We start from the raw sequence: 22,417 nt of genomic DNA on the forward strand, positions 1-22,417 counted from the left end.
ACCATTCGGCCGGCCAAGCCGGCTGCCGTCCATGTTCGCCAGGCCTGGCGAACATGGACTCTTCGCGTCCCAACGGTACGAGGATGTAACAGCGCGTGGCGGAGCTGCCGGAGACGATGCCGATTTTGCTCGAGTCACCTGGCAGCGCGTTCGGAGTAGCTCAGCCGTTGTTGCAGCGGATGTTCCGCGCCAAACCCCATCGTCGACATTCCCGCGGCTGCCTCGGCTGTGAACGCAGCTGCCTGATCGCCATCTGGCGTGGTTATCGCGAGCCCGACCGCCGACCGGACCTGGTCGTATAGCAGTCCCGCAGCATGGGCGATCTCGTGCGCAGCGGTGAAGTCGGCGATCGCCGACTCGACGGCGCCGACGTCGAGGTGCGCGTAGGCGCGGTCGTTGAGGCAGCGGCATTGCAGTTGAGGGTCGGACATTTCTCGGGCGAGGGCGATCGCCTGCGCGTACGCGGACGTGGCCTCGGCGGTGTTTCCTGACCGCGCTTGGTGTAGTGCGGTCAAGGCAAGCCCAATGGCTTCGAACTGCTGGTCGCCGGTCTCGCGGGTCAGCGCCAGGCCCTGCTCAAGATAGTATGTGGACTCGGGGTCGCGGGTATGGAGGCCGACTTCGGCGAGAGCCGTGCAGGCGACGCCCTGAGTATTCAGGTCGCCGAGATCTTGGGAGATGCTCAGGGCCCGACGAGCAGCACGCGCAGCTTCTACGAAGTCGGCTTGGTAGATGTGCATTGTGGCAAGGTTGGTGAGCAGTATCGCGAGGTTGCGGGTTTCGCCGATGTCCTCATAAATTGCCATCGCCCGGCGACGGCTGCGCAGCGCCTGCGCGAAGTCGCCCCGGATTTCCCACACGCACGCAAGGTTTGCAAGGCTTACGGCCTCGCCCCGGTGGTCGCCGAGTTGCCGGTAAAGCATGCCTGCGGCCTGATAGCAGGCGATGGCATCGTCGGCACGGCCGCTCATGTCGTATGCGACGCCGAGGTTACCCATCGCGGTGGCGCGGCCGTGTGCGTCGCCGACGTCGGTCCAAACCGATAGCGCTCGGCTCAACTGATCTGCGGCCTGGTCGTATCGGCCGATGTTGTTGAGCCCGACCCCTAGGCTGCTACGCACCTCCGCCTCGCCCTGGCGGTCGCGTCCGTGCATGCAGGCCTCGAGAGCCTTCTCGTGAGTCGCCAGCCACCGACTCGTCCGGCCACGTAGTTTCAGATAGGGCGACATGATGACAGCCAATTGCCATCCATATTGGTAACCGCCGGTAATCGCCGCGTTCGCAGCCATGTCGCATGCAGCCGTGATGCCATCGCGTTCGAGGTCGAGCCAAGCCATCGCGTGGTCGTAGCCGTCGAATTCTGCTACGGACGCCGCGGTGGGCAGGGGGACGGGGCGCCGGCGCGGGCGGATGACGCTCATCGCCGAGCTGGCTGTGAGAAGGTAGCGATCCAGTATCCGCTGCACTGCTGACTGGCGTCCCTGACGATCGTCGTCACAGTCAAGGAGTTCAGAAGCGTAGGCCTTGAGCAAGTCGTGCAATGCATACCGGTCAGCGGTCGGCCGTTCCACGAGGTGCGCACGCTCGAGTGTTTCCAGCCGTGCGGCGGTCCGGTCAACCTGTGCGCCATCGAGCGCTGCGGCCGTAGCGGTGTCGAAGCTTGTCGTGGGGATGAGGCTAAGCAGGCGAAAGAGTCGTGCACAGTCCGGCGGGAGGACTTGATACGACCAGGACAGTGCGGCTCGGACGTCGGCGAGCGGATCGCCGTCAGCGGTCAGCAGGTCAAGGGTTCGGGCTTGAAGTTCGGCAATCAGCTCCGCGATGGCCACGTTGGGATAGCGGGCGATGCGCTCGGCGACCAGTCGTAGCGCCAGCGGGAGCCCGCTGCACAGCTTGTTGATCGCGGCTGCGTGGTCGTCCAAGCGCTGCGGCTCGATCAGCCGGGGCAGCAGCGCGGCGGCTTCGTCGACAGTGAACGGCTGCAGTTGCAGGCGCCGGGCACCATCGCGGGCGACGAGTCCCTGCATGCTGTCGCGGCTAGTGATCAGTAACGTCGCGGGCCCCGGGAGGACCAAGTGCCGCAGCTGCTCCGTCGAGCGAGCGTTGTCGAGCATCAGCAGGAGACGTTTCCTTGACAGTTCGGTCCGGCATGCGCTCCAAAGGTCTTCGCCTTCGGCGGTGTTCGATGTCTTGGTAATGGTATGCAAGACGCATTCAGTCAGGTCGTCGGCAGTCATCGGAGCTGCGCCGTCGTACCCGTGCAGATTGATGTAGAAGGTGCCATCGGGGAACCGTGCGGCGAAGCGATGCGCCCAGTGAAGGGCCAGTGATGTCTTGCCGACACCGGCGGTTCCCGTGATCACGATTACCCGATGGTGCTTCAGCGCGTTCAGGCTGGCTAGAGCGTCTTCGCGGCCGACGAAATCCGGTGGTGCGGGAGGGAGGTTAGCCGGGATTGGCCGGTCACTGTTCGCGCGCTCCCATACATCGGCCCATCGGCGGGCCTCAGCCGGGGGCACCCCCAGGGCGATGATGATCGAATCGAGGACGTCGATAGGCATTTTCGTGGCGCCGGTGAGGTAGCTCGACAGACTGCTTCGTGGAATCCCGGTCAAGGACTCCAACTTTCGCAGGGACACCCTGGCGCTTCGTTGCCCTCGCGCCGCCTGGCTGCGCAGCCGATCCAGCGCCCGCAGCAACTCGGGCACGGTGGTCACCTCATCCATGGCAAGCAGTCTGCCAGCTGCGCATTGCCCAACCCGATACGCGATACGCGTCCTTGACCGCCGCGACCGTGCGTCGGGTGCGCTCGCCGCCGTCGAAACCCATCGCCGTCAGCCGCTCGTGCAGCACATCGGCGCGGACCTCGCAGTTCGAGCGTTCGACCACCTCTTTTTAAGCACAGTCGTGTTAGCATCCGGGTTATAACACGACCGTGCTATTAAGAATTGCGGCAGGAAGGCAGCCCTCATGCCCCGCACCGCCCGGATCACCGCCGTCGCTCTGCTCGCGTGGGCCCTCGCCAACGCCCTCGTTCTCTTTTTCGGCCGACTGCCCGCCGGCAGACAGCTGGCCGATCTCAACCTCCGGGCGGCGGAGGCGTTGCTGATCATCGTGTTGGTCCGAGTCCTGACACGCCGACGCCCGGCCAACCCGTCCTCACAGGCTCCGGCCGACCACGCAACGGCCCGCCGCGAGACGTTGTGGCTCATCGCGTACGGGGGGAGCGCTCTGGTCGGCGGGCATTTGCTGGCCAGGGCGATGGGCTGGCACCCCTTCAGCCTGCACCTCGCCGGATCGGTCGTCGCAACGCATGAACACGTCGCAGCGGCCGAGGCCATAGCATGGGCCGTCTACAACCTCATCGCCTACGCGATCGTTCCACTGTGGTACTTCCGGCGCCGCTACAGCACCCGGGACCTGAACCTGACCTCCGTGGACCGGCGCGGCGACGCCCAGCTGATCGCGATCGTGCTGGTCGTCGAAGCGGCAGTTCAGATCATCCTGCTGCGGCCGGAAATCTTCGACCTCAATGGGCGGCAGCTCGTGCTCGGCCTGCCCCTGACCTTCGTCCTCTTCCTGGCCGGTGCCGTGCTTCCCGCCATGGTCTTCATCTACTGCCTGCTCCTGCCACGATTCCTGCGCCTGACCGGATCACCGGCGGTGACCATGCTCTTAGGCGGGCTCGCATACGCGGTGATGCACGTCTGGGACGCGTGGATGGTCTTCACCACGCCTAGAGACACGGTCCTCTCGCTCGCCCTGCTTCTCCTGACGTATGTGCCGCCGGGGATGGTGAAGGCGACACTGACCCTACGCACCGGCAACGCATGGGTGCACGTCTGGGCGTATCACGCGCTGGCCCCGCACACGCTGCTAGACACCCCAAACATCGTCCGGACATTCGGCATCCGATAAACCAACCGCCGCGGCATCCACCGCGTAGTCACGTCGATCCGCCGCCGTCATCCGAAGTCGCAGCCTGGAACTTTCCATTGACAAGATTGTGTTCCCGCGTTAGTTTCGGTCATATCTTGTCGATGACTAGTTAAGGGGGTCGCCATGACCGTCCTCGTCCTCCTGGTCGCGCTGGTGGTATTCCGTGGCCTCGGCGCCGCCGGCGTACGCCGATTCGCCGACTGGCCGGCCGCCGCGGCCCATGCGCTGGCGGTCATGCTGTTCATGACGGCGAGCGCACATTTCGTCCCCGGCGACGTGACCGTGATGCCCACTCACGAGGACCTGGTGGCGATGGTGCCACCGGCGGTGCCCGTTCCCTCCGCCATGGTGTACGTCACCGGCGTACTGGAGTTCCTCGGCGCCCTCGGCCTCATCCTCGGCCGCACTCGGCGCGCAGCGGGCTACTGCCTCGCGCTGCTGTTCGTCGTCATGCTCCCGGCGAACGTGTACGCAGCCACCGCCGACATCCCGTTCGACGGCGCGCCCGCGACCCCGCTGTGGCAACGCATTCCCGAGCAGATCCTCTACATCGCCACGGCATTGTGGTCGACCCGCGGCGCGCTCCCTCTCCCGCGTCCGAGGCGCTCGGTTCGCGCTTCGTAGTTCAGGACACCGCCTACCCTCACGTAGCCGAGCCGCGTACGCCTGGACGATCAGCCGCGGTCGAATCAGTGCGGGCGCCCGGAGCGCTCCGAAGGATCCCCTCGCGGAGGAATGCGCCGGCTTTCGCCTGGCGGACTCACCGTTGCGGCATTACCTACAGAGGGCTCATGGTGCAACGGCGCGTTGCACGCTTTCGCGTAGCAGGGCCCGACGGCGGTCGTGGTCGGCGGCGGGCTCGTCGGCGGTGGCGGCGTATGCGCCACTGGTCGGTGACCACGCGGACGCCATGGCGACGACCAGGGCAAGCAGGTCGGCCGGATCGCCGGGGCGAATCCGCCCAGCCGCCTGGGCCTGGGCGACGGCTCTGAGCTTCGGCTCGAGGGCGAGATTGGTGAACAACAGTCCCGCTGGGCGCTGTTCCAGCCGGATCCATCCCATGAGACGGACCAAGGCGGGATGGCGCAGGTTCTCGTCGTACATCGCCACGGCCCAGCCGGCCAGGTCGTCGACGTCGAACGCGACGGCGTTCGCGCTGCGCTCCAAGCAGTCGGCCAGGACCGCGTCGAACAGGCCTTCCTTGTTGCCGAAGTAGCCGTAGAGCTGGGCTTTGTTGGTGTTCGCAGCCGCGGTGATGCGTTCGATCCGGGCGCCGGCGATGCCGCGGGCCGCGAATTCCTCCGTGGCCGCGTCGAGGATGCGCCGACTGGTTGCGGCGCCGCGGGTCGTGGTGGGCAACTCGGGCATGAGACCAGCTTAACAGACAGACCAGTTGGTTTGCCTGCGGGGGCAACCACGGCTACTGTCAGAGACAGACCGAATAGTTTGTCTGGGAGGATTCCATGCGCACCACAACCGGCTGGCAGAGCACCGACCGCTCCACCGCCTTGAAGCAAGTTCGGGTCGAACGTCGAGACCTGCGTGCGGACGACATCGCGGTGCGCGTCGACTACTGCGGCGTCTGCCACAGCGACCTGCACGCGATCCACGGCCTGATGAACAAGCCCACCGACAACCTGGTTCCCGGCCACGAGTTCACCGGCACCGTCACGGCGGTCGGCACCGCGGTGACCAGCTTCACCCCGGGCGAGCGCGTAGCGGTGGGGACGGTCGTCGACTCCTGCGGAGCCTGCCCCATGTGCCAGGCGGGGCAGGAGAACTTCTGTTACCAGGGACCGGTCAGCACCTACGGCGGGATAGACCGCGTCGACGGCACCACGACCAAGGGCGCCTACAGTCGCGAGTACGTGCTGCGCGACAAATTCGCCTACCGGCTTCCCGACGGGCTCGACCCAGCCGCCGCCGCCCCGCTGATGTGCGCCGGCATCACCATGTGGGAACCGATGCAAGCCGCCGGGATCGGAGCCGGTAGCCGGGTTGCCGTGGCCGGACTCGGCGGCCTCGGTCACCTCGGTGTGAAACTTGCGGTCGCTCTCGGTGCCGAGGTCACCGTGTTGAGCCGTACACCGGAAAAGGCCGACGACGCCCGCAAGCTCGGTGCCGCCGATCTGCTGCTCACCACCGACGAGACACAGATGAAGCAGGCACTCGGCCGGTTCGACCTCATCCTGGACACCATCGCCGCCCCACACGACCTCACGCCGCTGCTGCGCCTGCTCACCCTGGACGGCACGCTCAGCGTCCTCGGTGCCCCAGTCGAGACACCGGTGCGAATCATGGAACTGACCTTCGGCCGCAAGAAGCTGACCTCCTCCGGCACCGGCGGCACGAAACACACAGCCGAACTGCTTGCCTTCGCCGCCCAGCACGGCATCGCCGCCGACATCGAACTACTCCCCTCCGCCCGCGTCGAACAGGCCCTCACCCGCCTCGAAAAAGGCGACGTCCGCTATCGGTTCGTGCTCGATCTGTCCGATCTCGACTAGCTTTCCCGTACCCGATGAGCACCTATGGGTTGGAGCACCGTCTGCCGCCGGTCTCGCGTCCGGCGGCGGGCGGCGCGGGTGGGACTCACTTTCGCGCGAGGATGGTCAGGTCGAGCGTCACGGAGTCCAAACTGTCCTTGGACCGGGCGGTGATGGTGATGGGATAGGTCCCGGGCTTCGCGTAATCCGCCACGGCGACGGACATCGACGCCTTGTCGCCGGCCTGGATCCGCTCGGGCCGGAACGTCGCGCTTACGCCCTCCGGCAGGCCCGTCACCGAGAACTCGATCGTCGCGGGCTCGGTGCCGGGGTAGGTGATGATCGATACGACGCCCGAGTCCGCGGTGAAGACGACGAGGTGGTCGAGGTCGACTTCAAGCTTGGAGCAGATGAAGGTGCCGGGCACGTTGACCGACAGCCACGCGGCGTTGACCGCCTTGGCCTGCGGCGAGCATCGGCCGTACAGGTCCGACGCCGCCTTGATCGTGTACGCACGCGCGGTGTTGGCCGGGTTCGCCTGGTCGCTGTAGCCGGTGTTGGCCACGAAGTACACGTTGAGCGCTCGGAACCAGATCTGTTCGGCGGCTTGGCGGCCGATACCCGTCACGGACAGGCCGGTCTGGCACAGCGGCGAGTAGCCCCAGGGAGTTTCGCCGTTGCCTTCGGCGAGGTTGAAGAAGAAGTGGTTGGCCACTCCGGAGGAGAAGTGGACGGGGAAGGTGTCCGGAAACTTTCCCCAGTAGCAGGAGTAGGAAAGGCCGTCGCCACCAGGGTTGTACAGGTAGCGGATGGCGCCGCCCGCCGGCGGAGTGTCGTCGATCTGCTCGCCGATCTCGTACTCGCCCGGGTCGGCCGGGTTGGCCGCGTAGAACTCCATCGCTGCACCGAAGATGTCGCTCGTCGCCTCGTTCAAAGCGCCTGACTCGCCGCCATAGATCAGCCCGGCCAGGGATTCGGTGACGCCGTGCGTCCACTCGTGACCGACGACGTCGAGCGTCGTGAACGGATGCTGATTGCCGTAGCCGTCGCCGAAGGTCATGGTTCTGGCTCCGCCCCACCAGCTGGCGTTGGAGTGCTGGTCGCCGAAATGGACTCGAGCGGCCACGCCTCGGCCGTCGCCCGAGATTCCGTACTGTGCGTGCACATTCCGGAAGTAGTCGTACGCGACTCCCATGCCGTAGTGGGCGTCGGCGGCGACCGTCTGGCGGTCGGCGAGTGTGCCGTCGCCCCAGATGTTGTCTGTGTCGGCGAAGGGGGTGCAGGAGGTCGTTCCGTTTCCCATGTCGCAGGTACGCGAGGCGTCGGCCGGCTGGTCGATCAACCGGTACCGCGGGCCGGGATAAAGGTCGGTGTAGGTGGTACGAAGCTGGACCTTGCCGGAGTAGTACGTGTTGCCGGTGCCGATCTCGGGGCTGAAGATGATGTGCTCGATCTCGTCGAAGGATCGGATCACTTCGCCCTTCAGCGCGTCGACGAACACGTGCAGCATTGAGGGCGTCTGCTCGTCGGCGGTCGTCCCGGACACCACCGACTCGTACGCGAGCCGGCCGAATCCGTCGGAGGCGTCGATCACCAGCACCGGATCGGCCACCTTGTCCACCTTGCCCGCGAAGGCGCGTCGGGCGATCTCGACGGCGTCCTTGCCGGCGATGCTCGGCCGGATGTCCAACCGCAATGGCGCGGCGAGGCCGACCGAGCTGCCGTCGTAGCTCCCGTCCGGCCGGTTGTGCACGACGATGTCGCCGCCGTGGACAGGCAAGCCTCGATAGGTCCGCGAATACCGTACGTGCGATGAGCCGTCCGCATCCACGATTGTGCGTACCACTTGGAATTCGTCGTCCTGGGTGGCCGCCACCGTCTCGCGCTGCTTGTCCAACACGACTTCGGCGCGGGCGATGGCGGTCTTTTCGGTGACCGCCGCGGCGGCCGGAGCAGCCGCGGCGGGCATGACGGCGGTCGCCGCCAGCGCAGCGGTCAGCACGCCGACGCTCATCGACGCGATTGTTCTATGTAGATGCCGATCCATGGAGTGAGTGTCTGGCAGCCGCTGGGGCGCGGCCCATTCTCATTTCCGACCATGGCGCGGCTGACGCATTTGTGATTGCCACGGCTCGACCCGCGCTTCTACGGTCGGCTCGTGAAGGCCGCCGATCGGGATCTGCGCGCGATGCGCCGCCTCATCGTCGAGGGCGCGCAGCATGGCTGCGAGCCGGAGTTGCTGCTGCCTTCGGCGATGCTCGAGGGACTGCGGTCGCTGCTCGGCTGCGACGCGGTGTCGGTCGGTGTCATCGACAGCACCCAGCGCTCCGCCCGTCCATGGCAGGATCTGCCCGTCGAGACGGGTGACGGCGATCCGGACCTGCTCGCCGTGTTCTTCCAGCACTATTGGGACTGCGTACCGTGCGCGTATCCCGATCGCAGTGGCGACTTGGACAGCGTCGTCAAGATCTCGGACTTCTACTCGGCTCGGCAGTACCGCGACACCGGGATGTGGTCGGAGTACTTCGCACCGGCCGGGATCGCCCATCACATGACCGTGTGCCTGGCCGGGGCGCCGGGGCGTACGCTGCGGCTGGCGGCCTTCCGCGACACCGGCCGCGACTTCACCGATCGTGATCGAACGATTCTCTGGCTGCTCCGGCCGCATCTGTACCAGATGTATCGGCAACGGCAGGCGGCCCGATCCGGCGCGGCCACCCTCACCCAGCGCCAGCGGGAACTTCTGCGCCTCGTCGCCGCCGGGCATACCGACCGCCAGATCGCACGGCGACTCGGCATCGCGGAGTCGACGGTACGCAAGCATCTTCAGAACGTCTTCGAACGCCTGCAGGTCGCCAACCGGGCGGCCGCCGCGGCAGCGGTGCGGGAGGTCTCGGCGTACGAACTGCCGAGGGAATGACCGCCCGGCCTGGCCGCGCCTCAGGCGAGTTGGAGGAGCGTCTCCAGCAGGAAGTAATCGCCCCAGATCAGCTCGTGGCGGATTATGCCGTCCGCGTTCTTCAGCGTCGTGCAGCCGTCAACGAGTACGCCGTCGGCATTGCGATGGGAGGTCATCAGGGCTTCTACCGTCGCCCGGGCAGCATCTCGGTACGACCCGCCGAGCCGGGCCAGGGCGGCGGCCGCGATGGCGGTGGCGGAGGTGTCCCGAACGGCGGTGGACGAGAAGTCCCAGTATGCGACACGGTCCGCGGGGACGTTGGCAAGCCACCAGTCAGCGGCGACGGCGGCCAGATCGGTCAGGCCGGCCTGGACGAGACCGAGCATGCCCCAGGCGTGGCCACGCGACCAGATGCTGTTCGGTGAAGCCCCGTTCACGGAGAACGCGCCGTCCCGATCGGCACATTGCAGCAACCCTCCGTCTGGGCGTACGCAGAGGCTGTAGGTGTTGCGGGCGTGCGCTTCGGCGAGATCTGCGTACCCGGCGAAGCGGAGTAGTTCGACCGTGCCCGGCATCGCATCGACGCAGGCGCCCGGGCGGGGCCAGGCGTACTGCGTCACATCGTCCGGGCCGGGTGGCACCACACCCAGTCCGGCATCGAAGTCCGCAGCGACCAGCGCGCCCGCTGCGCGGGCGGTGTCTGGGTGACGGGCCAAGGCCGCGCCGTACCAGAACAGGAATCCGCGCATGACGGTTGGCGATGTGATGCGCGGCGCGAGGCGGGCGGCGTACTCGTCGGCCGCTGCGCTCAAGCGACGGCTGCCGGAAACCCGCGCTGCGAGTTCGAGCAGACCCACCCAGAAGCCGCCGCACCACGCGCCGTCGTCCGACCAGGTCCATTCGCCCGTTTCCGGGTCGGCTGTCATCGGGAAACGACCTGCGGACTCGTCCAGAGTGCGCTCGACACGACGGATCACCTCGTCCATTCCGAGCGCATGCCCACGGATGGTCGCTGCCGAACATGATGGTCAAGCGGCCCGGGCCGTCGTTGCCGAATTATCCGAGTTCCATGATCATGGTCAATTCTCGGCTGTGATAGCGACGCAGAACTAACCCTGATCATGGGCGGTCATGATCAGCGGAAGATTCGCGGTGCCATGACCCCGCAAAAACTCCGCTGATCTCCGCCACCAACGTCGGAAGCCGACGATCAACGCACCGAGAGAACGGGGCTGCGGCCGGTCGTTACTTCTGCGCCGCGGCCGAGGCGGCGGCCATGATCTGGATGAGGTAGGTCAGGTCGTCGTCGAAGGTGAACTCGCGCAGGATCGTGGTCGGCTTCCCGTCCGCCATTCGCCAGGTGAAGGCGTAGAGGGTCGGCTTGCCGTTCTTCTCCCGGCGCATGATCACCGTGCCGAAGTCGCCGAAGAGGGTGGTCGCCGGGAAGGTCGCGTCGTCTGCGGGCTCCATCGCCTGGCCCTGGGCCTTCATGGCGACGAACCGACTCATGAACTGTTCCTTGGTCAGCCGCACGACTTGGCCGGCCTGGTCGACGCGGAGGTTCTCGAACTCGTCGTCGTACCGGGCGTCGAGTCGGTCGAGGTCCATCGTCACGCCGGCGTCGAGGTAGTCACGCATCGCGTCGATGAGGGGCTGGTACATGGCGGTTCTCCGTCTCTATAACAGCGTTACAGGCTGACGTGGTTGAGGCTATCTGTAACGGCGTTATAGAGTCAATGACTATGGCGCTCGACACGACATCGATCACCGACGCCGCCCTCGACCTCCTTCGCGAGGAGGGCGTCGACGGGGTGACCTTCCGCAAGCTCACCGCCCGGCTGGGGGTCAAAGCCCCCGCCATCTACTGGCGTTTCGCGAGCAAACAGGAGCTGCTGGAGGCGATGGGCGAAGCCATCCTCTCCGGCCCGCTGGGCGATCTGGCCCCGCACGAGGGTCCCGAGCCGTGGCGCGAATGGTTCGCCTCCCGGCTGCAGCGGCTGCGTACGGCGATGCTCGCGTATCCCGACGGCGCCCGGGTGGTCACCGGCGCTCGGCCGCTGCGTACGCCGACTCTCGGCTATCTCTCCGAATACGCCTTGCGGGCCGCCGAATCCGCCGGCGAGGACCCCGCCCAAGCGGCGACCGCCATCTACACCGCGCTGCACTTCACGTTCGGCCGGGTCATCGAGGAGCAGGACTCGACCGGCGCAGCCACCATGGACGAGGCCACGCAGGCCGACTTCGCCGCCCGGTTCCCCACCGTCGCGCGCCTCATCGCACGCTTGGGCGACGTCCCCGATCCGGCTCAGGCCACATTCGACGCCGGGCTAACGTTGATCCTGCGTCTCCCGTGACCTGATTTCTCAGAGGATCGGGACGATGTGCGCCTCGATGGTGGTGGCGACGATGTCGACCAGGGGCGTCGTGTCCGGGCCAAGCTGCGAGTTCATCAGCAGGGCGAAGGGCAGACCGCCGGGAAGCAGGCCCGCGACGGCTTGCTCGAGCTGCTTGTTGCCACTCTCCCACCGGCCCGCTTTGAGGAAGTAACGGCCGGCCCTGGTCGGCTTGCCGCGATCGACTCCCCACCTCGACTCGAACATGGCTCGCGCGTCGGCGCGAGGCACAATCTGACCATACGTGTACGCGTGAAGCAGCCGGACGAGTTCGTTTGCCGTCACGTGCCAACCCGTCGTGGCCGAAGTGGCCGAGAGGTCGCCCGAGTCCCATCCCGTGGTCGGCATCGGCCACCGGTAGGCCAGGGCGTTGCCGGGGACACTCATGGTGGCCGCGCCGGAAATCTGCACCGGGCCGAACACGTGCTGCTGGACGTAATCGTGATAACCCTGAATCGTCAGGGCGTCCCACAGCTGGTCGTGGTCGTCTTCTCGCCCACTGGGCGCGGTCAGCGAGACCTTGACGGCTCCCGTGACCACCGGGATCAGGATGCGGAACAGGCCGAAGTTGACGTTCTGATAGGCGGCGTTGCCCAGCGGTACGCCGAGCAGCGCTCCCCTCGCGATCTGCCCCTTGAGGTCGCCGTAGAGGGCGAAGTCGGTGACGGGGTTGTAGAAGCCCGAACGATGGGTGAGCAACATGTCGAACGTGATGTCGTCCACGCTCGGACCGCGTCGCCAGTACAACGGAAGGAACGGGTAGATCGCGGTCCCCGGCGGAACACCGGCGTCGGCCAGCGCCTTGCGGGCGGCGATCGCGGTGATCAGCTTACTGACGCTGGCCACGTTCATGCGTACGTCGGAGGACCAGTAGACGTCGCCCTCAGCGAGGTTGCGGGCTTTGCCGCTCTGCATCGTCAAGCCCGTCCCGTCGGGCTCCGACAACCGCAGGGCGTACCCGTTGCACTGCCCGTTGAGCTGGGTGGCCAAGTCGGTGCCGAATCCGCCGACGTCGAGCCGGTGGAGCGTACGCGACGGCGTCTGCGGCTCGTCGGAGATCTCCACTCTGAAGGGTCGCTCGCCGAGGACGTCCTCGAAAACCCTCCGCTCGCCGTGCGGCCGGCCCAGTCGGGCGGCAAGGCGGTCGAAGTCGACCGAGTCCTTGAGCGCCTCGCCGAGTTCGCCGCTGAGGCTCTCCCGCAGTTCGAATCCGTTGCCCGGCATGGCGAATCACTTCCCTTCACAGCGTCCCGGCGTACTGCGACACGTGGTAGGTGCGCGACGTGCCAGGCGGGTCCTGAAGCCAGGTGCTCACGGTCAGGTGCAGGTCACCGACCGCGCTAGTGGAGTAGGGATGGATGAACCCGCCGTAGAGGGCCGGCAGTTCCACGTCCGTCAGCTGCACCTTGGGGTAGCTCCAAGGGCCCTCAGGCCGTTCGGCCCGGCGGGAGACGATTCCGCGGGGAAGCGAATACGTCATCGCCCAGACGCCGTCTCGGAGCAGGCGAACGGATGGCTCCCCGAAAGGCGCCTCTTGAAGAACAGAGGTGCACGGTTGGCCCCACCGCCACCCCGTCTCCTTGCGCCACCCGAACGGCTCGTACGCCTCCGGTTCGAGAATGCGTTGCCACGGAACGCGCCGCAGCATCATCGGCCCCTGTTGCCGGCCGGCGCGAACCGAGAACACGTATACGAATCTGCGGTCTCGTTGCATCGTCCACATTTGATAGGGATCGACATTGGCCGCATCATTGGGCCAGGTCGCGGCCGGGACGTCGTGGAAGTCGTTGCCGTTGTCGGAGTACGCCAACCCCGCCCGGCCGGTCAGCCACGGCTGGTTCGGCGGCCAGTCGTAGACCGCCATGTAGGACAGCACCTGCCGTCCCGTCTCCGGAAAGGAGACTCCGTCGTTCGGAATCCTGGTGATCTCGGCATCGCGGTTGGCAAACGGCTTGCGAAAATGCATGTAGTCCATCAGCTGCGGCGCCCGGCCGTCACCCTGTACGCGAGCGGCCGAGTCGAACACGATCCCGCCCGGAGCAGCGGGATGAACGTTCGACCGCAACATCACCGGCGAACGCCAGTCGTCTCCGTCCTCCGGCCAGGCCGACGCGAACGTGTCGCCGAACAGGAAGCCCACCGACCCGTTCTCCAGCAGATACGGGATGCCGAGATCGGTGCCGGCCACCCGCCACCGGCGCGTCGTGTCCAGGTTCGCGCCGGTCAGCTGCTTCACGCATACCGCGGGTTGCTGTGTCAGCTCCCGCCAAGCATCCCGGACCGGGGGCTCCGGGCGAAGCCGGTCCGCGCCGCCCGTGACGATTTCCCGCCAGGGCCGGTCGGGCTCCCAGCCTCCCTCGCCGCCAGCCATGAGCACCAGCCCTTTCGTCGCGGCCCCGAAGGGCGGCCACCACACCAGGCTATGCCGGGAACAGGGTGGGAGCCGCCGAAATCGCCCTTCCGAGTGGCGGGCAGCCGCTCGAAGTCGTCCCGATTCGGGCGACAATGGGGGTATGCCCGACTGGATCCTGCACCTGGATCTGGACCAGTTCATCGCGGCGGTCGAAATTCTGCGTCGGCCCGAACTGCGAGGGCGTCCGCTGGTCGTCGGCGGGGACGGGGATCCGACCAAGCGGGGTGTGGTCAGCACGGCCTCCTACGAGGCTCGGGCTTTCGGCGTACACTCTGGGCAACCTCTGCGGACCGCGGCCCGGCGGTGCCCCGATGCTGTTTTTCTGCCGGTGGACCGGGCGGCGTATGAGGAGGCCTCGGCCCAGGTGTTCGCGACCTTGCGCGACTCGGGCGCGGTGATCGAGCCGCTGGGCTGGGACGAGGCGTTCCTGGCCCACCCGGCGCTGCGGCGGGTGCGCGATCCTGAGGTGTTCGCGCAGGAGATTCAGCGTCGAGTACGCCTTTCGACGCGGCTGGACTCCAGCGTCGGCATCGGGCACACGAAGCTGCAGGCGAAGACGGCGACCGGCTTCGGCAAACCGCGCGGCGTCTTCCGGCTGACCGCGGAGAACTGGTTCGCCGTCTTGGGTGATCTGGGCACCGATGCGTTGTGGGGCATCGGCCCGAAGACTTCCCGGAAACTCGCCGAGCTCGGTGTCCACAGTGTACGTCAGCTCGCCACGGCGAGCGATGTCGAACTGGCTCAGGTGTTCGGGCCGACGACCGGGCCTTGGCTGGTCCGGCTGGCGAACGGCGGCGACGAGTCGCCGGTAACCGGAGCGCCGTGGGTTCCGCGGTCGGCCGGGCAGGAACACACCTTCCAGGTGGATGTGGCGGATTGGGCCGAGGTACGCGACGAGGTCGCCCGCATGGCCGCCGACGTCGCCCGGGCCGCGCTGGCCGACGGGCGTGGGATCGCCCGGGTCGTGGTGAAGGTGCGCTTCGCGCCGTTCTTCACGGAGACGCACGGGCGGGTGCTTTCCGGAGACGCCGATGACGAGACTGCCGTGGTGGCGGCCGCGATGGTCGCGCTCGACCGGTTCGAGCGGCGTAAACCGGTCCGATTGATCGGCGTACGCGCCGAGTTCCGGTCCGACGACGCCTGACCCGGGTGGTACGCCGTGGCAGGATGGCAGAGATGGAGTCTTACGTCGAACGACCACCGATTCCGCAGCTCTCGGGAGTGGTCCGGACGGTCTGGGTGCAGCGCACCGGACCCGAGGCGTACGTCCAGCGGCACCTTCCGACGGGCGGAGTCGAGATCCACTTCCCGATCGGGGGCCGCCCCCAGCTCGTCGGTCCGCTGACCGGACCGCAGATCGAGGTCATCCCGGCGTACACGACGATCGTCGGTGTGCGGTTCCTGCCGGGCGCGGTGCCGCCGCTGCCCACGTTGCTCGACGACCTGGTCGACCAGCGCGTCGGTCTGATGGATCTGTGGGCGGCTTCGGCGAATCGGCTCATGGACGCGATGGCGGCGTCCGAGACTCCCGAGCGGGCGCTGATGCGCTTGCAGGCTCATGTCCTGAGCGAGTTCCGTACCGAAGTCAGAGCCGATCCGCAGGTGTCGGCGGCGGTGACGGCCCTGATGCCCTGGTATCCGATCGACGTCGACGCGGTCGCCGGTCACGTGGGACTGTCCGCCAGCCAGTTGCGACGCCGCTGTCTCCGGACGCTCGGGCTGACCCCGAAGGTGCTGCAGCGGACGCTGCGGTTCCAGGGATTCCTCGCGCTCGCCCAGGCCGGTGCCACGCCCACGGGCCGCCGCGATGCCGACGGCGTGGCCGGGCTAGCCGTCGACGCCGGGTACGCCGATCAGGCGCATCTGAGCCGTGAATGTCTCCGCCTGACCGGTCTGACACCGGGGCAGTTGCTGGGCGGCAGCCTCGACCGGTGTGCGTGCGGTCACGATCATTCGGCCTCGTACCGGCCGTTCCTGGCCGGTCGGCATGCGCGATTTGTTCAAGACCGGTAGTCCGGGCCCCCATAGATTCGATTCGTGCCCGACCTGACCAGATTTCCCGACGGCGTAGCACTCCAGCCGGAGTCGCCGGATTACGACGCCGTTCGCCGTCCCGTACATGCGGCGTACCAGGACGTGCGACCTCGACTCATCGTCCGGTGTCGTTCGGTCGACGACGTCGTCGCCGGCTTGGCGTACGCGGCCGCATCCGGTGACTCCGTGGCGGTGCGCGGCGGCGGGCACTGCTTCGCCGGGCGGTCCTCTACCGACGGTGTCCTGCTCGACCTGGCCCGCCTCGACGGCATCACCGTCACCAGCGACGGGCTCGCAACGATCGGTGCCGGTGCACGTCTGGCCCACGTGTACGCGACACTGCACGCGTACGGCCGGACACTGCCCGCCGGATGCGGCCCCACCGTGGGGATCACCGGGCTGACTCTCGGCGGCGGCCTCGGCCTGCTCGGCCGCAAGCACGGGCTGACCTGCGATCGGCTCGTCGGCGCGCAAGTCGTACTCGCCGACGGCACGGTGGTCGACTGCGATCAGGCCCACGAACCCGATCTGTTCTGGGCACTACGCGGAGCGGGAGGCGGTCAGTTCGGCGTGGTCACGGCTCTCCGCTTCGAAACCGTCCCCGAGCCGGCGACCACCCGTGTGGAAGCTCATTGGTCAGGCGACGGAATAGGGGATGTCGTCGTTGCGTGGCAGACCTGGGCACCGGACGCCCCCGACGACCTGACGGTCAACCTCACCGTGGACGCTCAGCGAGCCACCCTTTTCGGCGCGGCGACCCTCGATGAGCAGACGACTCGTGAGCTCCTCCAGGAGTTCACCAAGTACGCCGGTGTCGCCACCACGGTGGAGCTTCTCCCGGATCTGCCCTACCACCGGCTGAAGCAGACGTTCACCGAGCCCGAAGCCGGTGACGGAAACAATCGCCCAGACCGTATGCGGTCGGAGTTCTTCGCCCGGGCGTTGTCCGACGGCGTCCTCACTTCGCTGCTCGCGAATCTCGCCTCGCCGCTCGCGAGTCTCGGCGAACCGGGAGCGGGCGGGCGGCGTCGGCTCAGCTTCACCGCGATGGGCGGGGCGTACAACCGGATCGCCGAGAACGCCACCGCCTTCGCCCACCGCGGCACACGCTTTCTCCTCGAGCACATCGGCGAAGCGACCGACCCATGGGTGGACCGTTCCAGGGCGATCGCGCACGAAGACGGCACGGGACGGGTCTACCCGAACTTTCCCGATCCGGCGCTCGACGACTGGGCAACGGCATACCACGGGAGCAACTATGCACGATTGGCCGCGGTCAAGAAGGCGTACGACCCGCACCGATTCTTCGACTTCCCACAAGCGATCTAGCACCTTTGGGGGCTCACATGAGCAAAGTTATCTGCGCACACGCCGTCTCCGTCGACGGCTACATCAGCGGGCGTACGCCGGTCGGCCAGGAGGAGTTCGGACGAGGCCTGGGTGATGCCCCGATGCTCTTCGACTGGTATTTCCACGGCGACACCGCGAGTGAGGTGTTCGACGGGTTCAAGCTCAGCGAGCGAAGCGCCGAGTTCTTCGACACGCAGGCCGCCCGGGTGGGCGCGATCATCGCGGGCCGCACGACGTACGAGCACTCCAGCCATTTCGGCGGAGGAAGTCCACACCCGACGGCACCGCTGTTCGTCCTGAGCCACCGGCCTTTGCCTGAGGACAGCGCAGCGCAGACCCTCGTCACGAGCATCGAGGACGCCGTCGCCCAGGCCCGCGCCGCCGCCGGTGGCAAGGACGTCGGCCTTATGGGAGGCGGAGCGGTCACAGCGGCGCTCAACGCCGGACTCGTCGACGAGGTCATCCTGCACCAAGTGCCGATTCTGCTCGGCGAGGGCCGCCCGTTCTTCCAGACCCTGCCCGACCACGTGAGTCTTCGTCTGGTGGACGCCATCCCCGCCCCAGGCGTGACCCACCTGCACTACGAGGTGATCCGATGATCCGCCCCGACGTACGCCGCGTCCTCGACGGCACGCCGATCGCCCATCTCGCCACCGTCAGCGCCGACGGGTCGCCGCACTCGGTTCCGCTCTGGGTCGGCACGCACGGCGACCGCATCGTCTTCCTCACCGGCCCGGATACGCGCAAAGCCCGCAACCTGCGCCGCGATCCCCGCCTCACTCTGTCCATCGCGCCCGCCGACAATCCCTTCGAACCGGTCGTCATCCGGGGCCGGGTCGTCGAATGGCTCGACGGCGACGCCGCCTGGCAGATCATCGACGGACTCGCCCAGAAGTACATCGGCGCGCCCTACTCGCGGGAGCTCGACCGGGTCGTGGCGGTCGTCGAACCCGGGCGGCAAACCGTCGGCATCGCCTGAATCCGCCGCCCGACTGACCTGTCTACGGTGCGAAGAGTTCGAGCGTGCCGTACTCGGTGTCGCTGGTCAGTCCAGCGGTGCTCAGGCATACCAGCACATCGACGACCGGACCGGTGAGGACCTCCACCGTGGTGGCACCGGAGAACCGGCCGGCGGTGACGGTTCCCGTCTTGGTCACGACGGTCTGGCCATCGGCGATGACGACAGTCGCGTGAACGTGGATCTCACTGGTGGTGTCGTCGTTCCAGGTGACGAGATAGTCGATGTCGGGGGTGCTGAGCGTCAGGCAGTTGCGATCCTCCGTGACCACGAAGCCGGTCGTTCCTGACTGGACGCCACCGATGCAGGAGTACGCCAGGGTGCCCGAGGTCGTGATCGTCTGGGTGTACAGATGCATGCCCGGCGAGTACGTGATCTGCTGTGTCGCAGTGCAAGTGACGCTGGCTGTGTCGGCATGAGCGGTGGCGGGCGCGGCCATCGCAAGCGCCGTCACGCCGATACACAACAGCGACGCCCAAGTTCTACGTTTCATGCCTCTCATCCAGCGGCAACCACACCGTATGCACAACCCGGTGTTCCGCTTCGCGGAACACCGTTCTCACGTATGTCGGATGCTGCCGTGCCGTTAGTGGGATTTCTTGCTCTGCGACGTCTGGTGCTCGATGACCTTCGTCGGCGTCACACGGCATACGACGCGCGTCTCGTCCGGACGGACCTTCCAGGCGACGCCGTCGTACGCCCGGGAAAGCTCGTCGATCAGCTCGACTCCGCCTTCCTCGACCATCGACACCGTGCCCCGGATCTCGACATAGAAGTACGGGTCCTCCGGGTCGTACGCGCAGAGGCTGATCCGCGGGTTGCGCTCCATGTTGCGCGCCTTCAGCCGCCCGCGGATCGTCGAGAACAGCACCTCGTCGCCGTCCGTACGCACCCAGATCACGCTGGACTGCGGCGCGCCGTTCGGTCCCACCGTACTCAGGATGGCGAAGACCGGCTGGTTGAACAGCCGCCGCGCCTCGTCGCTCAGCTTGATCGTCACGCGGCCAGCGTAGTCGGCCTCCAGCCCACCGTCCGCGCCACGGTGTGCGATCATGGTCGCCTCCGACCCGACGGAGCACCCGATGAACCACCGGTCGAGATCAGCAGCTTCGTGGCCAGCGACCGGTTCGCCAAAGTCTTCGTCTGCCGGGACGGCAACGGCGTACAAGCGTCTACCTCGCCGCGGCGGCCGCCTTCGTGCCTCAGGAGGACCCCGGCCAGGTCATCGTCGAGGCGATGGCGGCCGCATTCCTCGGACTGTCCGGTCTGTTCGGCGTACTGCGCCGGCGGATCATGCGCCGCCGACAGATAGGGCAGCTGACGCCGTCGGAGGCGGTCAAGCGTTCCTGAGCGAGCGGCTGAACCGCAGCATCCCGACGACTGCGCCGGCGAGCCACAGCGCGAATGCCACCGATGCCGCGCCCATGCTCCAGTACCCGGACACGCAGACGAGGGCGAGCACGTAGGACACCCAGACCGCCCGCGTACTCGCAGCACGTGTCTGTTGGGCGATCCGCGCCGTGACGGCGACCATCACCGCGCCGCCGATGAGCCCGGTGAACGCGACCAGTCCTCCGGCGGTCCCGAGGAGACGGGCGAGGTCGGCGTCGGGGGCGTACTCGTCGGACATCACGGTCGTGATCGCGCTCGACACGTCGAGCGACACCCCGGTGATCGTCAGACCGCCGAGCAGCGCCGCCGCCGGGACGATCGCGTGTGCGAGCGAGTCGCCGCCGGACAGCCGGTCCAGCACGCGCCGCAGGCCGGTGGCGAACCACAGCAGCAGCGCGACTCCGACGCCGAGCACCGGCAGGCCGATGCCAGCGGCGGCCTGCCGCGCACCGTCGTCGACCCGTACGAGGATCGAGGCATCCGAGTTCTGGGGCGCGTCGACGCCGACTTGCGCGCACAGGGCGATGCCGGCCGCCAGCAGCACGATCGAGGCGACACCGGCCCAGGCCGCGCGCTGGAGCGTTCGTGACTCGTCCATGTCGCAGTGTGGCCCGTACGCACGCAGCCGGCAAGACGCCATGCGGTGCACGACGCGTAGCATGATCGGCCGGTGCGAAACCGGCACTTCGGGCGCGACCGGTCGAGCCGCGCCCGAAGCCCGAACTCGCGTCACCCCTTGAACTTGCGAACTTCCTGAGGCCAGCCGCACGCGACCGCGATCTTGCCGGCCCACATCCGGGCGGTCTCCTCGTCGGGCACGTCCACGATCGTCAGCCCGCCGAGGAACTCCTTCGTCTCGACGTAGGGACCGTCGGTGAACAGCACTTGCCCGCTCGTGGCGTCGGCGCTGAAGACGGGGCCGTCCGGTTCCTCCAGCCCGCCGGCGAAGACGTACGCACCGGCGGCCTTGATCTCCTCGACGACCGCCTTGGCGAGCGGGCCGCGTCCGTTGAACCATTCCTCGCTGTGGTCGCCCACCCACTGCTGGTTGAAGTAGATGAGGTATTCGGCCATGTTCGTTCCTCTCCTCGGCCGGACCCGGCGTCCGGCCCACCATCGCTACGAACGGCCTCGGACGGATCCGACACATCAGCTCGAAGATAATCCAAGATTTCTTCCGCGCAGGTGTCCGGCTCGGCGGGGCTCGTTCGTCGGTGAGGTGAGAGTCGAAGAAGAGAGAACCCGAGGAGGACCCCATGAGCCTGCCCGACATCGTGTCGCGCGAGGAGTGGCTGACCGCCCGCAAAGCGTTCCTGGTTCAGGAGAAGGAGGTCACGCGGCGACGCGACGCGCTCAACGCCGACCGGCGGCGGCTGCCGATGGTGCGGGTCGACACCGATTACGTCTTCACCGGCCCGGACGGCGAGGTACGCCTGGACGACCTCTTCGGCGGCCATTCGCAGCTGGTCGTGCAGCACGTCATGTTCAAACCGGAGTGGGAGGACGCCTGCCCCGGCTGCACCGGTGCGCTGGACGAGCTGAGCGCCCCGTTCCTGGCTCACCTGGCACACCGCAACACGGCGTTCGCCGCCGTGTCGCGGGCTCCGTATCCGAAGCTGGCGGCGTACCGGGATAAGCGTGGCTGGGACTTCCTGCCGTGGTACTCCTCGTCGGCTTCCACGTTCAACTACGACTACCACGTCACGCTCGACCCGGCCGTCGCCCCGGTCGTGTTCAACTACCGCGACGCGGACGAGCTGCGCGCCGCCGGTATGGCGGACATGGCGGACGAGCCGTCGGAGATCTCCGGGATGAGCTGCTTCCTGCGTACGCCGGACGGCATCTTCCACACGTATTCCACCTATGCCCGAGGAACCGACCACCTCGGCGGGGCGTACGGCTTCCTCGATCTGACGGCGCTCGGCCGTCAGGAGGAGTGGGAGGAGCCGAAGGGACGCTCAGCCGCTGTGTTCGGCAACTCCCCGTTCTTCACAGCGGAGAACACGGCGACCGAGGAGAACACGGCCAAGGCCTGCGACTGCGGCTGTTGAGCGCTGGAGAATCAGCCCAACCGGACCTTGCGTGCCCACATCGACAAGCGCAGCCGCAGGACGCGTACCCGCCGACGGCCGGCGCGCTGACGAAGCAGCAGCAAGGTCCGGGCATCACTTCTCATCGCCGGCCTTCTTCTTACGCAGCGACTCCTGATAGATGTCCGCGTAGGTTGGCGAGTCCTTGATCAGGCCGTCGCAGAAGGCGGCGACGTCGGTGCCGATGAGTTCCAGTACGCCTTTGCCGCTGGCGGCGCCTTCCTCGAAGAAGTCCACGATGCCCTGGAGGAGGTTGCCTTCGGCCAGATCGACCGGGCCGACCTTGAAGAGGTACTTCTGCATCTCCTCGTAGACGATCCGGTAGTCCGGCGGCAGCGCCTTGACCCGGGCGACGTGCTCCCGCCATTGCCGCTTGCCTTCGATGATGTCCTGGAATCCCATG

General features: G+C 67.2%; 25 protein-coding genes. 12 read left to right on the plus strand and 13 right to left on the minus strand.

Annotated features, from left to right (window positions below):
- Positions 1–134: 134 nt before the first annotated feature.
- Positions 135–2,726 (minus strand): tetratricopeptide repeat protein, encoded by a 2,592-nt coding sequence (locus HOV77_RS14870; RefSeq protein ID WP_290862544.1) that lies wholly within the window; start codon positions 2,724–2,726, stop codon positions 135–137.
- Positions 2,719–2,889 (minus strand): hypothetical protein, encoded by a 171-nt coding sequence (locus tag HOV77_RS14875; protein WP_290862546.1) that lies wholly within the window; start codon positions 2,887–2,889, stop codon positions 2,719–2,721. Before HOV77_RS14875 ends, HOV77_RS14870 begins: the two co-directional genes overlap by 8 nt.
- Positions 2,890–2,970: 81 nt before the next feature.
- On the opposite strand from HOV77_RS14875, the gene HOV77_RS14880 reads away from it, so the two are divergent.
- Both HOV77_RS14880 and HOV77_RS14885 read left to right on the plus strand, forming a co-directional pair.
- The gene (locus HOV77_RS14880; RefSeq protein WP_290862548.1) at positions 2,971–3,918 is read left to right on the plus strand and encodes a hypothetical protein; all 948 of its coding nucleotides are present in this window, start codon (positions 2,971–2,973) and stop codon (positions 3,916–3,918) included.
- A 144-nt stretch (positions 3,919–4,062) separates the two neighbouring features.
- A complete protein-coding gene (locus HOV77_RS14885) occupies positions 4,063–4,563 on the plus strand; it encodes a hypothetical protein (RefSeq protein ID WP_290862550.1) in 501 nt (166 codons plus the stop codon).
- Between the two features lie 165 nt (positions 4,564–4,728).
- On the opposite strand, the gene HOV77_RS14890 is transcribed toward HOV77_RS14885, so the two are convergent.
- The gene (locus HOV77_RS14890; protein WP_290862552.1) at positions 4,729–5,307 is read right to left on the minus strand and encodes a TetR family transcriptional regulator; all 579 of its coding nucleotides are present in this window, start codon (positions 5,305–5,307) and stop codon (positions 4,729–4,731) included.
- Between the two features lie 95 nt (positions 5,308–5,402).
- Between HOV77_RS14890 and HOV77_RS14895 the strand changes: the two genes are divergently transcribed.
- Positions 5,403–6,446, plus strand: a complete 1,044-nt coding sequence (locus HOV77_RS14895) for an NAD(P)-dependent alcohol dehydrogenase (RefSeq protein WP_290862554.1) — start codon at positions 5,403–5,405, stop codon at positions 6,444–6,446.
- Positions 6,447–6,531: 85 nt separating this feature from the next.
- Here the strand turns inward: HOV77_RS14895 and HOV77_RS14900 are convergent, their stop codons facing one another.
- Entirely contained in the window at positions 6,532–8,472 is a 1,941-nt protein-coding gene (locus HOV77_RS14900) for a M4 family metallopeptidase (protein WP_290862556.1), read from the minus strand.
- 111 nt (positions 8,473–8,583) lie between these two features.
- Here HOV77_RS14900 and HOV77_RS14905 point away from each other — a divergent pair, with 111 nt between their 5' ends.
- Entirely contained in the window at positions 8,584–9,345 is a 762-nt protein-coding gene (locus HOV77_RS14905; RefSeq protein ID WP_290862558.1) for a helix-turn-helix transcriptional regulator, read from the plus strand.
- 20 nt (positions 9,346–9,365) lie between these two features.
- Here the strand turns inward: HOV77_RS14905 and HOV77_RS14910 are convergent, their stop codons facing one another.
- Both HOV77_RS14910 and HOV77_RS14915 read right to left on the minus strand, forming a co-directional pair.
- Positions 9,366–10,301: a hypothetical protein gene (locus HOV77_RS14910; protein ID WP_290862560.1), complete on the minus strand. Its 936-nt coding sequence runs from the start codon at positions 10,299–10,301 to the stop codon at positions 9,366–9,368.
- 268 nt (positions 10,302–10,569) lie between these two features.
- Complete coding sequence (locus HOV77_RS14915; RefSeq protein ID WP_290862562.1) at positions 10,570–10,986, minus strand: hypothetical protein; 417 nt, start codon at positions 10,984–10,986, stop codon at positions 10,570–10,572.
- 80 nt (positions 10,987–11,066) lie between these two features.
- Here HOV77_RS14915 and HOV77_RS14920 point away from each other — a divergent pair, with 80 nt between their 5' ends.
- Positions 11,067–11,678: a TetR family transcriptional regulator gene (locus HOV77_RS14920; protein WP_290862564.1), complete on the plus strand. Its 612-nt coding sequence runs from the start codon at positions 11,067–11,069 to the stop codon at positions 11,676–11,678.
- Between the two features lie 9 nt (positions 11,679–11,687).
- Here the strand turns inward: HOV77_RS14920 and HOV77_RS14925 are convergent, their stop codons facing one another.
- Together HOV77_RS14925 and HOV77_RS14930 are read right to left on the minus strand one after the other, a co-directional pair.
- A complete protein-coding gene (locus tag HOV77_RS14925) occupies positions 11,688–12,941 on the minus strand; it encodes a serine hydrolase domain-containing protein (protein WP_290862566.1) in 1,254 nt (417 codons plus the stop codon).
- 16 nt (positions 12,942–12,957) lie between these two features.
- Positions 12,958–14,088 carry a DUF4185 domain-containing protein gene (locus tag HOV77_RS14930; protein ID WP_290862568.1) on the minus strand — a complete coding sequence of 377 codons (1,131 nt, stop codon included), beginning with the start codon at positions 14,086–14,088 and terminating at the stop codon, positions 12,958–12,960.
- A gap of 142 nt (positions 14,089–14,230) precedes the next feature.
- Here HOV77_RS14930 and HOV77_RS14935 point away from each other — a divergent pair, with 142 nt between their 5' ends.
- Genes HOV77_RS14935 through HOV77_RS14955 form a run of 5 tightly spaced genes read left to right on the plus strand, consistent with a single transcriptional unit; the run spans position 14,231 to position 18,493 of the window.
- Positions 14,231–15,274: a DNA polymerase IV gene (locus HOV77_RS14935; protein ID WP_290862570.1), complete on the plus strand. Its 1,044-nt coding sequence runs from the start codon at positions 14,231–14,233 to the stop codon at positions 15,272–15,274.
- A 32-nt stretch (positions 15,275–15,306) separates the two neighbouring features.
- Positions 15,307–16,143, plus strand: coding sequence for a helix-turn-helix transcriptional regulator (locus HOV77_RS14940; RefSeq protein WP_290862572.1), 837 nt, complete (start codon positions 15,307–15,309; stop codon positions 16,141–16,143).
- Positions 16,144–16,167: 24 nt separating this feature from the next.
- Positions 16,168–17,493, plus strand: a complete 1,326-nt coding sequence (locus HOV77_RS14945; protein WP_290862574.1) for an FAD-binding oxidoreductase — start codon at positions 16,168–16,170, stop codon at positions 17,491–17,493.
- 17 nt (positions 17,494–17,510) lie between these two features.
- Positions 17,511–18,113 carry a dihydrofolate reductase family protein gene (locus HOV77_RS14950; protein ID WP_290862576.1) on the plus strand — a complete coding sequence of 201 codons (603 nt, stop codon included), beginning with the start codon at positions 17,511–17,513 and terminating at the stop codon, positions 18,111–18,113.
- Positions 18,110–18,493, plus strand: a complete 384-nt coding sequence (locus HOV77_RS14955) for a PPOX class F420-dependent oxidoreductase (protein ID WP_290862578.1) — start codon at positions 18,110–18,112, stop codon at positions 18,491–18,493. Before HOV77_RS14950 ends, HOV77_RS14955 begins: the two co-directional genes overlap by 4 nt.
- Before the next feature lie 22 nt (positions 18,494–18,515).
- On the opposite strand, the gene HOV77_RS14960 is transcribed toward HOV77_RS14955, so the two are convergent.
- Positions 18,516–18,890: a hypothetical protein gene (locus HOV77_RS14960; RefSeq protein WP_290862580.1), complete on the minus strand. Its 375-nt coding sequence runs from the start codon at positions 18,888–18,890 to the stop codon at positions 18,516–18,518.
- Positions 18,891–19,118: 228 nt separating this feature from the next.
- Positions 19,119–19,532: a PPOX class F420-dependent oxidoreductase gene (locus HOV77_RS14965; RefSeq protein WP_290862582.1), complete on the minus strand. Its 414-nt coding sequence runs from the start codon at positions 19,530–19,532 to the stop codon at positions 19,119–19,121.
- Between the two features lie 197 nt (positions 19,533–19,729).
- On the opposite strand from HOV77_RS14965, the gene HOV77_RS14970 reads away from it, so the two are divergent.
- Positions 19,730–19,882, plus strand: coding sequence for a hypothetical protein (locus HOV77_RS14970; RefSeq protein WP_290862584.1), 153 nt, complete (start codon positions 19,730–19,732; stop codon positions 19,880–19,882).
- Here HOV77_RS14970 and HOV77_RS14975 read toward each other — a convergent pair.
- A complete protein-coding gene (locus HOV77_RS14975) occupies positions 19,869–20,522 on the minus strand; it encodes a hypothetical protein (protein ID WP_290862586.1) in 654 nt (217 codons plus the stop codon). The two genes, HOV77_RS14970 and HOV77_RS14975, sit on opposite strands and share 14 nt — an antisense overlap.
- A 131-nt stretch (positions 20,523–20,653) precedes the next feature.
- Positions 20,654–20,998 (minus strand): YciI family protein, encoded by a 345-nt coding sequence (locus tag HOV77_RS14980; protein ID WP_290862588.1) that lies wholly within the window; start codon positions 20,996–20,998, stop codon positions 20,654–20,656.
- 182 nt (positions 20,999–21,180) lie between these two features.
- On the opposite strand from HOV77_RS14980, the gene HOV77_RS14985 reads away from it, so the two are divergent.
- On the plus strand, positions 21,181–21,975 hold the full coding sequence (locus tag HOV77_RS14985) for a DUF899 domain-containing protein (protein WP_290862590.1): 795 nt from the start codon (positions 21,181–21,183) through the stop codon (positions 21,973–21,975).
- Positions 21,976–22,089: 114 nt separating this feature from the next.
- Here the strand turns inward: HOV77_RS14985 and HOV77_RS14990 are convergent, their stop codons facing one another.
- Complete coding sequence (locus tag HOV77_RS14990; protein ID WP_290862592.1) at positions 22,090–22,416, minus strand: DUF1048 domain-containing protein; 327 nt, start codon at positions 22,414–22,416, stop codon at positions 22,090–22,092.
- Between the last annotated feature and the right edge of the window lies 1 nt (position 22,417).

It is taken from the genome of Hamadaea sp., from assembly GCF_013362815.1.
Taxonomy (GTDB): Bacteria; Actinomycetota; Actinomycetes; order Mycobacteriales; family Micromonosporaceae; genus Hamadaea.

Excerpts from the sequence above, each read along its gene's own strand:
- HOV77_RS14950 (WP_290862576.1), top strand. The coding sequence starts at position 17,511 with ATGAGCAAAGTTATCTGCGCACACGCCGTCTCCGTCGACGGCTACATC.
- HOV77_RS14960 (WP_290862580.1), bottom strand. The coding sequence starts at position 18,890 with ATGCATCTGTACACCCAGACGATCACGACCTCGGGCACCCTGGCGTAC.
- HOV77_RS14935 (WP_290862570.1), top strand. The coding sequence starts at position 14,231 with ATGCCCGACTGGATCCTGCACCTGGATCTGGACCAGTTCATCGCGGCG.
- HOV77_RS14880 (WP_290862548.1), top strand. The coding sequence starts at position 2,971 with ATGCCCCGCACCGCCCGGATCACCGCCGTCGCTCTGCTCGCGTGGGCC.
- HOV77_RS14870 (WP_290862544.1), bottom strand. The coding sequence starts at position 2,726 with ATGGATGAGGTGACCACCGTGCCCGAGTTGCTGCGGGCGCTGGATCGG.
- HOV77_RS14890 (WP_290862552.1), bottom strand. The coding sequence starts at position 5,307 with ATGCCCGAGTTGCCCACCACGACCCGCGGCGCCGCAACCAGTCGGCGC.
- HOV77_RS14885 (WP_290862550.1), top strand. The coding sequence starts at position 4,063 with ATGACCGTCCTCGTCCTCCTGGTCGCGCTGGTGGTATTCCGTGGCCTC.
- HOV77_RS14930 (WP_290862568.1), bottom strand. The coding sequence starts at position 14,088 with ATGGCTGGCGGCGAGGGAGGCTGGGAGCCCGACCGGCCCTGGCGGGAA.
- HOV77_RS14975 (WP_290862586.1), bottom strand. The coding sequence starts at position 20,522 with ATGGACGAGTCACGAACGCTCCAGCGCGCGGCCTGGGCCGGTGTCGCC.
- HOV77_RS14925 (WP_290862566.1), bottom strand. The coding sequence starts at position 12,941 with ATGCCGGGCAACGGATTCGAACTGCGGGAGAGCCTCAGCGGCGAACTC.
- HOV77_RS14955 (WP_290862578.1), top strand. The coding sequence starts at position 18,110 with ATGATCCGCCCCGACGTACGCCGCGTCCTCGACGGCACGCCGATCGCC.
- HOV77_RS14980 (WP_290862588.1), bottom strand. The coding sequence starts at position 20,998 with ATGGCCGAATACCTCATCTACTTCAACCAGCAGTGGGTGGGCGACCAC.
- HOV77_RS14900 (WP_290862556.1), bottom strand. The coding sequence starts at position 8,472 with ATGGATCGGCATCTACATAGAACAATCGCGTCGATGAGCGTCGGCGTG.
- HOV77_RS14990 (WP_290862592.1), bottom strand. The coding sequence starts at position 22,416 with ATGGGATTCCAGGACATCATCGAAGGCAAGCGGCAATGGCGGGAGCAC.
- HOV77_RS14895 (WP_290862554.1), top strand. The coding sequence starts at position 5,403 with ATGCGCACCACAACCGGCTGGCAGAGCACCGACCGCTCCACCGCCTTG.
- HOV77_RS14940 (WP_290862572.1), top strand. The coding sequence starts at position 15,307 with ATGGAGTCTTACGTCGAACGACCACCGATTCCGCAGCTCTCGGGAGTG.
- HOV77_RS14915 (WP_290862562.1), bottom strand. The coding sequence starts at position 10,986 with ATGTACCAGCCCCTCATCGACGCGATGCGTGACTACCTCGACGCCGGC.
- HOV77_RS14985 (WP_290862590.1), top strand. The coding sequence starts at position 21,181 with ATGAGCCTGCCCGACATCGTGTCGCGCGAGGAGTGGCTGACCGCCCGC.
- HOV77_RS14920 (WP_290862564.1), top strand. The coding sequence starts at position 11,067 with ATGGCGCTCGACACGACATCGATCACCGACGCCGCCCTCGACCTCCTT.